The organism is Acidobacteriota bacterium (assembly GCA_034211275.1).
GTDB lineage: Bacteria > Acidobacteriota > Thermoanaerobaculia > Multivoradales > JAHZIX01 > JAGQSE01.
The window spans coordinates 1-12,107 of record JAXHTF010000200.1 but is presented as its reverse complement, the minus strand read 5'-3'; the positions used below and the strand labels follow the sequence as shown (position 1 = coordinate 12,107).

At 67.8% G+C, this 12,107-nt stretch carries 2 protein-coding genes; both read left to right on the top strand.

Features of this window, described 5'->3' with window-relative positions; translation table 11 throughout:
- Positions 1–31 precede the first annotated feature (31 nt).
- Positions 32–8,296, top strand: a complete 8,265-nt coding sequence (locus SX243_21545; protein ID MDY7095569.1) for a hypothetical protein — start codon at positions 32–34, stop codon at positions 8,294–8,296.
- 38 nt (positions 8,297–8,334) lie between these two features.
- Positions 8,335–12,107: beta-propeller fold lactonase family protein (locus SX243_21540; GenBank protein MDY7095568.1), on the top strand; the 3,773-nt coding region annotated here is incomplete at its 3' end.

Sequence of the window (12,107 nt, the reverse complement as noted above, 5' to 3'; positions counted from 1 at the left end):
GCCCCCCGACTCCGCGGGCAATGTCTACACCGTGGGTGATTTCCGCGGCACCGCTTTCTTCGGGTCGGGGATCCTGACCTCCGAAGGCCTGAACGATTTCTTCGTCGTCAAATACGACGTCAACGGCGATGTGGTGTGGGCCGCCAGCGGCGGCGGTCCGTCGGTGGACGTGGCCTACGACCTGGCGGTGGACGATTCCCAGAACGTCTACGTTACGGGGTATTTCAGCGGCACGGCGGAGTTCACAAGCGGCGGCAGCGGGGGAGTAGCGTTGGTGCAGCTGTCCGGGACCGATGCCTACGGTGAGCTCTTCGTCGCCAAGCTCGACATCGACGGCAATTGGGAATGGGCACGGCAGGCGGGACACGACGGCGGGCAGGATGAAGGGCGCTCCATCGCCGTCATCGCCGGCGACGAGACCACCGTCCCGCCGACCCCCGACGGGGTGGTGGTGGCGGGCTATGCGTGGTGTCCGGTCTTCTACGACGAGGACGGCACTGCCGCCAGCGGTCTGGCCCAGGACACTTTCTGTGCCGGTACCGCGGACACTCCCTCGGCGCTGGTGGCGCGCCTCGACACCGCTGGCAATTGGGTGTGGGCCAAGAGCGGCGGCGCGGACGATACGCGGGAAGAGCTGATGGAGCTGGCGGTGGACTCCACCGGTGCTCTCTTCGTCGCCGGCCAGTTCTATTCCACGGTAAACCTCGCCGGCTCGACCCTCAATCCCACCGGGTCGGTGCCGGACCTGCGGCTGGAGTTCTATCACCGGCTCAACACCGAGTCTCGCTACGACGGCGGTGTTCTCGAGTATTCCGTGGACGGCGGCGCTTGGACCGACATCCTGGCAGCCTCCGGCGGGGTGCCCGCCGACAGCGGTCGCTTTTTGGAGAACGGCTACAACAGCACCGTCCCCGGTGGTTATTACAGTCCCCTCATTGGCCGCCAGGTCTGGAGCGGGGACAACGGCGGCTTCCAGCGGGTGTTGGTGGACCTCAGCGATTTCGCCTTCCGCGAGGTGCGGTTCCGCTGGCGCTTCGCCCAGGACGTCAGCGTCGCTGATCAGGGTTGGTGGGTCGACGACGTGCGCATCTACGCCGAGAGCGGGGGGGTCCAGGCCGAGCTCTTCAACGAAGACTTCGAGGACGGCCTCGGGGATTGGAATTTCGCCCAAGGGCCCTGCGGCGGCGGCGGCATCTGTCTGCCTCAATCCTGGTTCCTGACCACCAGCGACAGCCGTTCCGCGAGTCAGTCGATCTTCGTCCAGGACACCGCCTTCGGCACCTTGGGCATCCCCCTGGTCAAGGACGAGGTCGCCGAGATGAGGCCGACGGTGACCCTGGGGTCTTTGGAGGGAACTCCCTTCCTGGCCAAGCTGCAGGACAACGGCACCGACCTGCCGGATTGGGAGTGGGCGGAGCAGCTGCCGCAGGAGGTGAACGTTTGGGATCTGGCCGCCTACGAGGCCAGCTCCACCGAACGCTATCTCGACGTGGCGGGCTTCCAATCGGGAGCGGGAAGCTTCGGCGGCTACACCCTGCCCTACAGCTCCGGCGCCTTCCTCGCCCGCCTGCAGGACGGCGAGGACGCCGCCACCGATTTCACCTGGGAGTGGGCCAGCGGCGCTTCCGGCGGCATCGGCCGGGCCCTCGCCCACGACGACGACGGCAACGTTTACGTCACCGGCGAGTTCACCGACCAGGTCGTCTTCCCCGACTCGGTGGGAACCTACGATGCGGTGGTCGAGGACGATGGGGTGACCGGCTCGACGGACGTCTACGTCGCCGGAGTGGACGGCACCGACGGTAGTTTCGAGTGGGCGCTCACCGCCGGCGGCAGCGGCGAGGACCGGGGCTTCGGCATCGCCACCGACGGCACGGAGAATGTCTACGTCTCCGGCGACTTCGAGGATACGGCCCTCTTTGGGGATCGGGAGCTCGTGGCCGGTCAGAAGGACGTCTTCACCGCCAACCTGGAGCTCGACGACAGTACCGGCGATGGCGAGTGGTTCACCATCACCCTGGAAGATTGGGTGGTGGGAGCGGAAGTGCCGGCGCCGTCGGGGGCCTTCCTGGACCCCGACTATCCGGTGGAATCGCAGCCGGAGATCTCCATCGACGCTCCCGGCAGCGCCATCCCCGACTATTTCTTCTACAGCGCCTCGGAGGCCAAGCTCTACGCCCTGCAGCCGGTGGCGGCGGAGGTGCGCTGGAAGGTGCCGGGGGACGGCGGCGGTCCGCCGGATCTCACCGATCCGGAACGCATCATCGTCCTCGGCGAGAGCCGGCTGCCGGACACCTACTGCCCGGAGCTCGATCCGGTGGCGGACGCCTGCCGCCAGGTGCACATCGCCGGGGCGCCGGCGGAGATCGAGCGTTCCGGCCTGGGGCTCTCCTTCGCCAGCTTGGTGACCACCTACTCGTCCTCCGCCAGCACCGACGCGGCGGTGGAAGCGAAGGTCTTCAACGCCACCTCTGAGGGCTTCAGCGTGCTGCTCTACGCACTGGCGGAAGGGGATCCGGACACCTCCAACAATCCGGTGGCGGTGGAGGTGGTGGAGACCCTGCCCTACAACACCAACGTGGAGGCCGCCGGCACCGCGGTGTTCGAGAACAACGCCGCCTGCACCGTCGGCAAGCGCATCGAGCCCCCGGCCGCCCACGACGAGCCCGGCCGCGGCGGCTACGTGCTCTTCGAGCGCGCCTTCTTCGACGCCTCCGAGCCTTACGACCGGGACGCCCGCCTGGGCAGCATCTTCCCGGTCAACGAGGTCAATCCCAACACCTCCGACGGCCAGGATTTGATGGCCGTGGCCTGGTACCAGGGCAACTCCCGGAGCATCTACTGGCCTTCCCGGTCGGTGCTCTACGACTGCCAGTGGCCGGTGCAGCCGGACAAGATCATCATCGCCAGCGAGCAGGGCTCGGAAGTTCTGGGGCAGCCGGTGCTGGATCCGGCGATCTATCCCAACCTGATCCTCTACAACCAGCCCGACGCCTCACTGCCGGGCTTCAACCCCAACGACGAGCATGCGGTGATGCTCCCCGGCACCCTGGGCACCGGCTTCGACGCCATCTTCGCCGTGCGCGCCGACTTTGCCCTCACCGCCAGTCATCGGGACGCCTCCGAGCCCTACGTGCTGGCTCGCTATTACGACAGCGATGCCGCCGACTACGACTTCCTGACCTACCAGGTGCTGGCCACCGGTGCCGGCTACAACGAGTTCCAATACACCGGCACCGCCGGCACCAAGATCTTCGCCCCGTACCCGGTGCGGCTGCTGGGGGGCTGTGCCGAGACCAGCGGTTCCGGCGACCCCTTCTTCCTCGACTATCAGAACGCCGCCTGGGCCAAGGCCGACGGCGACGTGACGGTGCAATATTGGTATCCGCTCCAGTCCACCTTCTATTACGACCGCAACCGGGACGGCGTGCAGGACGCCGCCCCCCTGGAGTGCATCCCGTGGATGGATCTGCTGCCCGGCACCACGCCGCCGGGGGATCCCATCGAGGTGAGCTACCGCATCAGCTGGCCGGACGAGATTCCCAGCCTGCTGGTGGGGGAGACCCTGCTCAAGCCCAAGCGCGGCCTGCCCAACATCGTCGACCAGGCGTCGGCGGAGATCGTCTTCGACGAGCTGTTGGACCGCGGCGCGGACGGCGCCGGCGCTCTCGCCCAGCTCATCGATCCCTTGAATCCGCGCACCGTGCAGTTGGTGGATCAGGACGGCACGGCGGACGCCGACGGCAACCTGCCGACGGTGCCGCTGACCGCCGACATCGCCACCGAGCTGGATCCGGAGACCGGCCTGGAATCGCTGGTGGCCAGCGCCGACGGCACCATCAAGCTGCCCTTCCACCTGCGTAGCCGGCTGATCTACAACCCGCTGCTCTTCACCCTCACCTTCCAGGGCTATTTCGAGGAGCAGCCCACCGGTGAGCCGCTGCTGCTGCTCAATGTGATGACCGATCCGGAACGCGAGACGCTGCTGGCGTTGAGCTCCGACGCCGACTATCAGGCGGCCATCGAGGAGCTCTACGACCTCTCCCGCAATCCCCGGCAGCTGGACCTCCAGGACGTCGTCGGAGTGCGCGACGGCGAGCCCGACCAGGCGCTGCTCATCGGCGTTCAGGACGCTTGCTACGGTGACTTCTGCCGGCTGGAGGCCATCGATCCGGCGGATGCCGACGGCAACCCCACGCCCATCGATCCGGACACCGGCCTGCCGGTGGGGGACGGCATTCCGGAGCCGCTGCAGGTGCTGGGCAACAGCCCCGCCCTCACCGCCGGCGCCGCCCAGGGCACCGGCTATCTGACCCTGGCGTTCAACAACCATCCGAGCCTCAACCCACTGCCGGTGAACCTGACGGTCATCGACGTCAGCTGTCTGCTCTACCCGGAGCCGCCGGACACGCCGGAGGTCTTCAGCCCCTACCAGGGCGAGCTGTTGGTGATCGAGAGCGACAACGTCTTCGACGAGCAGCTCACCCTGCGCCACAGCGGCGACTTCGGTGGTGCGTCGGATCAGCTGATCTTCGAGTGGTACACCCATCCGGACTCCGACGGCACGCCCCCCATGCCGCTGCCGGATCCGGAGGGCGGGCAGCTCAACGGCTGGCTGCAATATCCGGTGCCGGACGCCCAGGGAGCGGTGGACATCACCATCGAAGGAGCCAATCTCCAGACCCTGAGCGACAATTGGTTTGTCGTCCGCTACCGCGGCCTGCCGGCCTGCGGCAACGACACCGGCTTCAGCGTCTTCGCCGGCAAGGGCGGTACGCCGCTGGAACCCCGGGCGCAGCTGGCGGAGGGGTGGATCAAGCGGGTGGTGCGGGGCCTCAACCCCTTCGAGGCGCGGGTGCAGGATTTCCACTCCGCTCCCACCAACACCTACGCCTCCATGCTGGTGCAGCTGGGCAAGCGCTACGAGGGCGACATCGCCTTCAATCCCACCGCCGACAACCTCAACTCCATCGGTCTCATCGAGGCTTATGAGACGGTGCTGCGCCGCGGCCTCAGCCTGAGCGTCGGCGGCACGCCGCCGGTGGATTATCCGCCGGCCAATACGGCGCTGCTGCTGGTGGCCTCGCGGATCAACGACTTCTACAACCTGTTGGGCAACGAGGCCTACGCCGACGCCCAGGATCCGATGATCGGCTTCGGCACCGACAGCGGTGTCTACGGCACCCTGGCGCCGGCCATCTTCTCGTTCCAGAACCAGCTCGCCTCGCTGCTGGAGGAGGAGCTGGTGCTGCTGCGGGGCCGCGACGGCGCCGGCGCGCCGGTGGAGGTGCCACCGGTCTACAACCGCCTGTTCTGGAATTTCACCTCCGGCCAGGGAGAGTTCGCCTACGCCCTGGGCTACAACATCACCGATCAGGACCTTGACGGCGTGGTGGACGTCACCGACGCCAGCATCCTCTTCCCCCAAGGCCACGGCGACGCCTGGGGGCACTATCTGACCGGCGTCAAGACCTACTATCAGCTGCTGCGCCATCCCTTCTTCACCTGGATTCCCACCCAGGAAGCGGTGCTGGTGGGCGGCACGCCGGTGCAGGTGGACTTCTTCGACGAGCGCCAGTTCGCCGCCACCGCCGCCTCCAAGGCGCAGGTGGGAGCGGAGATCGTCGACCTCACCTACCGCGCCCGCTACGTGGAGGATCCTTCCGGACAGTGGCAGGGCTATAAGGATTCGGATGCGGATCGCGCCTGGGGCCTCTCCGAGTGGGGCCGGCGAGCCGGCCAGGGGGCCTATTTCGACTGGGTGGTGGGCAACGCCATCCTGCCGGAGGAGGACGCCGACCCGGATCACGTGGGCATCCAGAAGGTGGACCGCACGACGGTGGAGGAGCTGGACGAGATCGTCGGCCACTTCGCCGACATCCAGACGCAGCTGGACGAGGCGGACCAGGGCTTGAACCCCCTGGGGGTGGCCAAGGGAGTGGTGCCCTTCGACATCGACCCGTCGCTGGTCAACGCGCCCTTGGGCTTCGCCCAGACCCACTTCGAGCAGATCTACGACCGCGCCGACCAGGCCATGGACAACGCCGTGGCGGTGTTCAACCACGCCAACCAGCTCACCGAGCTGCTGCGCCGCAACCAGGACACGGTGGACGATCTGACCATCAATGTCACCTCCCAGGAACGGTCCTACAAGAACCGGCTGATCGAGATCTTCGGCTACCCCTACAGCGACGACATCGGCCCCGGCGGCACCTATCCGGCGGGCTACAACGGTCCCGACCTCTACCACTACATGTACGTCGACCAGACCGATCTCACCGGCACCCGGGAACAGCCGGTGCAGGTCTTCACCGCCGAGTTCGAGCCCTTGGGGGCGGTGGGCTTCTTCGACTTCTCTCCCGACGCCGACTGCACCGATCCCTTCGGCGACGGTTGCTCCTTGTCGAGCCCGCCGTCGACGCCCATGACCGTGGAGTACCACCGTAGCGGCTCGGCGGATTCCTACGCCCTGATCAAGCCGCCGGCCTGGACCGGCGCCCGGCGTGCCACCGGCGAGCTCCAGGATCGGCTGTCGGACCTGCTGGTGGCGCTCAATTCCTACGAGCAGATCCTGCAGCAATACGACAATCTGCTGGTGGACATCGAGGACGCCGCGGAGCTCCTGGAGGTGCAATACCAGGTAGGCAAGCGGGAGATCCAGATCCGCAGCGATGCGCGCAACGAGGTCAACAACCTCAACGTCGCCATCGGCGTGCTGCAGGCGACCCAGATCGGGCTGCGCCGCGCCGCCGACGGGGTGCGCCAGACCTTCGAGGCGGCGGACGAGTGCGTGCCCGACTCGGTGGTGGTGGGCTTCTCCAACGGCGGGGACATCTTCGCCGCGGTGGAGTGCACCCTCGAGGCGGCGAAGCTCGGTGCTTCCTTCTTCCTCGACGTCGCCGCCGACGCGGTGCAGATCGCCGAGAATTCCACCGCCCTGGCCAAGGAGGACGTGGCCCTGCAGGCGGACCTGGAGGTCACCACCCTGAACAACGAGTTCGAGGTGCTGCAGAAGGTCAAGGAGCTGGAGGCGCTGCTGCGGGAGGAGCCGCTGCTGCGCCTGGAGGCCTACGCCCGGCGGGAGATCATCGAGCAGGAGAAGGGCAACTACCTGGCGGCCCTGGCCAAGGGGCAGCGGCTGCTGGCGGAGCTGGCCCAGTTCCGCCGCAACACCGCCGCCGACGTCCAGGTCTACCGCTACCAGGACATGGCCTTCCGGGTCTTCCGCAACGATGCGTTGCAGAAGTACCGCGCCCAATTCGACCTGACGGCGCGCTACGCCTACCTGGCGGCGGCGGCCTATGACTACGAGACCAACCTGCTGGGGGACGATCCCCAGGGCGGTCAGGACTTCTTCACCGACATCGTGCGCCAGCGCAGCCTGGGGCAGCTCATCGACGGCGAGCCGGTGCCCGGCTCCCGCGGTCTGGCGGATCCGCTGGCGCGGATGGACCAGAACTTCGAGGTGCTCAAGACCCAGCTGGGCTTCAACAACCCGCAGACCGAGACCAACCGCTTCTCGCTGCGCCGGGAGCTCTTCCGGTTGCAGGACGATTCGGACGAGGATTGGCGGGATCTGCTCGAAGGCTTCCGGGTGGACAACCTGTGGGACTACCGCGAGTTCCGCCGCTTCGCCCGGCCCTTCGCGCCGGAGGTGCTGGGGCCCCAGCCGGGTCTGATCATCCCGTTCTCTACCACCGTCACCTTCGGCCTCAACTTCTTCGGCTGGCCGCTGGCGGCGGGGGATAGCGCCTACGACCCGAGCAACTTCTCTACCCGGGTGCGCAGCGTCGGGGTGTGGCTCGACGAATATCCCGAGGACGTGCTTTCCCAGACGCCGCGGGTGTATCTGATGCCGGTGGGGGCGGACGTCCTGCGGCCGCGCTCCGGCGACGATTTCACCACCCGCGAATGGTCGGTGGTGGATCAGGTGCTGCCGGTGCCGTTCCCCATCGGCGGCTCGGACCTGACGGATCCGGATTGGATCCCCGTCAACGACAGCCTGAGCGCTGACTTCGGGGCCATCCGGCGGTTCTCCAGCTTCCGGGCCTACCCCTACAACGAGCCCTTCGACGCCGATCAGACCACCGCCGACAGCCGTCTCATCGGGCGTTCCGTGTGGAATACCCGCTGGGTGCTGATCATCCCCGGCGGCACTCTCCTCTTCGACGCCGAGGAGGGGCTGGAGTCCCTGATCAACGGCCAGCCCATCCCCGGCCAGCCTGGCATGCGGGACGGCGAGGGCATCGAGGACATTCACTTCTTCTTCCAGACCTATGCCATTTCCGGAAATTGAGCGACGAGAGTTGGATCTCCCGAACTTAGGAGAGCATCATGGATAGCAGCCACCCCACTACGCTTTTCAGTCCCGCCCTCCGTTTGGGCGCCCTCCGTCTGGGCGTTCTGCGCCTGGCAGCAGCCTTCGCACCGGCGATGCTGATCTTGGGCGTTTGGATGACCGCCGTGTCGGTCGCTGAGGCCGAGCTCTCGGAGCCGGACCAGATCTACTACGGCCAGGCGTCGGTCTTCGGCGACGTGCCGGACGAGGGGGAGATCACCGTCGCTCTCAACGGCGATCCCCAGCCGGTGGCCAGCTACGCCATCGGCTCGGACCCGGATCTGGGAGAGTTCTTCGTTCTGCGGCTGCCCATCGACGCGGTGGATCCGCGGCGTCCCGGCACCGCCCGGCCGGGGGATCAGGCCGAGTTCTTCATCGACGGCGAGCTCGCCGGCCGGACCACCATCGCCGGCCGCGGGGTGGTGACGCGGCTGGATCTCGATCCCGAGCAGGTGGGTGGCCTGCCGAGCATTTCCATCGGCGATGCCGAGGTGGTGGAGGGGGACTCCGGCACCGTCGGGCTGGTCTTCACCCTCACCCTCTCCGAGTCTCTGGACGAGACGGTGACGGTGCAGTGGGCCACCGCCGACGATAGCGCCACCGCCGCCGACGCCGACTACGTTGCCGACGCCCAGGTGGCGACCTTCGGCATCGGCGACACCACCACCACGGTGGAGGTGGCGGTGAACGGCGACATCGCCATCGAGAGCGACGAAAGCTTCTTCGTCAACCTTTCCGGTCCCAGCGCCAACGCGACGGTGCTGGACGGCCAGGGGGTGGGCACCATCCTCGACGACGATACGCCGCCGGCGCTGTCCATCAACGACGTGCGGGTGGCGGAAGCGGACGCCGACGGCTCCGGCATGGTGGACGCGGTGTTCCGGGTCAGCCTCAGCCATCTGTGGGATCAGGACGTCAGCTTCACCTTTGCCACCAGCGACGGCAGCGCCACGGCGGGGGAGGACTATCTCTCCAACAGCGGCGCGGGGACGGTGCCCCAGGGCTCGCTGATCACCACCGTCACGGTGCAGGTGCTGGCGGATGCCGAGGACGAGAGCGACGAAACCTTCTTCGTCGATCTGGGCAACCCGGTGGGAGGGTCCATCCTCGACGGCCGCGGCGTCGGCACCATCACCGACGATCAGAGTTTCCTGATCTTCGTGGAGCAGCAGAAGAACGGCTCCAGCGGTCTCGAAGGGGGCGGTTTGGACGGCGCTCTGGCGGTGGCGGTGAGCCCCGACGGCGAGCAGGTCTACGCCACCGGCTACGCCGATGACGCCCTCACCGTCTTCGCCCGCGGTGCCAGTACAGAAGCGGGCACGGAAGGCACCGCCGGGGCCCTTACCGCTCCGCAGGTGATCTTCGACGGCGACGACCTCGGCGGCCTCACCGTCGACGGCCTCGATGGTGCCAGCTCGGTGGCGGTGAGCCCCGACGGCCTGCACATCTACGTCGCCTCCTTCATCGACGACGCCGTGGCGGTCTTCGAGCGCGGCGGCGACGATGCCCTGAGCTTCGTCGAAGCGATCTTCGACGGCGACAGCCAGGTCACTGCCACGGTGAGCGGCCTGGGCGGCGCCACCGCGGTGGTGGTAAGCCCGGATCCCGATGGCGCCGGTGCGCAGACCGGTGGCGAGCACGTCTACGTGGTCGGGGAGGACGCCGACGCGGTAGCGGTCTTCGAACGCGATGCCGTCACCGGCGAGCTCACCTTCCTCGAGGCCGAGGTCCAGGGAGTCGACGATCCCTCCGACGTCGGCGGCACGGTGGCGGGTCTCGACGGCCCGGTGCACGCCGCCTTCAGCTCCGACGGTGAGCATCTCTACGTGGTCAGCCCGCTGGTGGATTCGGTGGTGGTCTTCCGCCGCGAGACCGATTCCGGCAGCGGCAACTTCGGCCGCTTGAGCTTCGTCGAGACCGTGCGCGACGGCGTCGGCGGGTTCGACGGCCTCAACGGCGCCCGCTGGGTGGCGGTGAGCCCGGCCCCCGAAGAGGAGGGGACGGCCAGCGGTAGCGAGCATCTCTACATCGCCGCTTCCGACGAGGACGCCCTGGCGGTGCTGGGGCGCGACACCGATTCCGGCACGCCGTCGAGCTTTGGCCGTCTGAGCTTCCTGTCCAAGACCGGTACCGCCGCCGCCGGTGGCAACGGCCTGCTGGGCGCCCGCTCGGTGGAGGTCAGCGCCGGCGGTGACTTCGTCTACGCTGCGGCCTATCTGGCGGACGCCGTCTCGGTCTTCCGCCGCGACGCCGCCACCGGTGCCCTCAGCTTCATCGAGGCCAAGGTGGACGGCCAGGGCGAGAGCAGCACCGAGGGAGCGCAGGTAGTGGACGGCCTGTGGCGGGTGACCTCGGTGGCGGTGAGCCCCGACGAGGAGAGCGTCTACGCCACCGGCAACCTGGACGACGCGGTGGCGGTCTTCGCCCGCGACGTGGCGGCGCCGGAGAATCCCACCTTGGACAGCCCCAGTCACTCCGTCGGCGTGTGGTCCAACGACCCCACCGTGGAGATCGAGTGGTCGGGAGCGGCGGACCTGGGGCACAGCGGTCTGGCGGGCTACTCCTTCCTCTTCGACGAGGAGGCGGCGACGGTGCCCGACGAGGCGGTGGATCTGGCCCACTCCGCGGATCCCCACTCCACCGAGAGCGCGGCATTGGCCGACAGCATGGCCCACTACTTCCATCTGCGCACCTGCGATCGGGCGGAGAATTGTGCCGACGCCGCGGAGCATCTGGGGCCGTTTTTCATCGACACCACCGCTCCCGCGGATCCGGTGACGCTGGTGAGCACCAGCCATTCGGTGGCCAGCCCCAGCGTGACCACCGAGATCGTCATGGTGTGGTCCGGCGCCGCCGACGCCGCCAGCGGTGTCGCCGGATACGCCTACGCGTTCTCCGAAAACGCCGCGACGGAGTGCGATGAAGAGCAGGACCTGGCCCAGGATCCCGGGGACAACAACACGGTGACCAGCGATCCCCAATTCAACGGCAGCTACTACTTCCATCTGTGCACCGTCGACGTGGCGGGCAATTGGAGCTCCGGCACCACCGTCGGTCCCTACGTGGTGCAGACCGTCGATTCCACCTCGCCCCAGATCACGGCGGTGGATACGGTGGCCACCAGCGACGATGGCGCGCTGACCAACGGGGAGGATCTGCAGGTCTCCCTGACTCAGGTGTTGGCGAGCTTCAGCGAGACGCTCTTCGACGCCGGCGGCGATCCCGCCAACCCCAACTCGGTGCTCAATCCGGACAACTACCAGCTGGTGGAGGCCGGTGAGGACGGGCAGCTGGACACCACCCAATGCGGGGCCCTCCAGGGGGACGACGCGGCGGTGCTGTTCAACGCCGTGGACTATCAGGATCCCACCGCGGCGCTGCGTCTCGACGGCAGTCTGGCGCTGACGCCGGGGCTCTACCGTCTGCTGGTCTGCGCCAGCTTGGTGGATCCCGCGGGCAATCCGCTGGACGGCGCCGGCGGTGCCGGCACCGACTTCGCCCTCACCTTCGACGCGCTGCCGGACAACCTGCTGCGCAATCCCAACTTCGACGGCGACCTGTCGTTCTGGATTCCGACGCCCCAGGCGACTCCGGACATCGACTTCGCCGACTGCACGGGGCCGGATTGCGGCGATGCGGGAGGGGCTTTCTCCTCCGGCTCGGCGCGGCTCCAACGGGTCACCCTGGAGGACTTCTTCTCCATCTCCCAATGCGTCGAGGTGGCGGAGGACGAGAATCCCTTCACCCGCACCCGAGCGGCGAGGGTGAA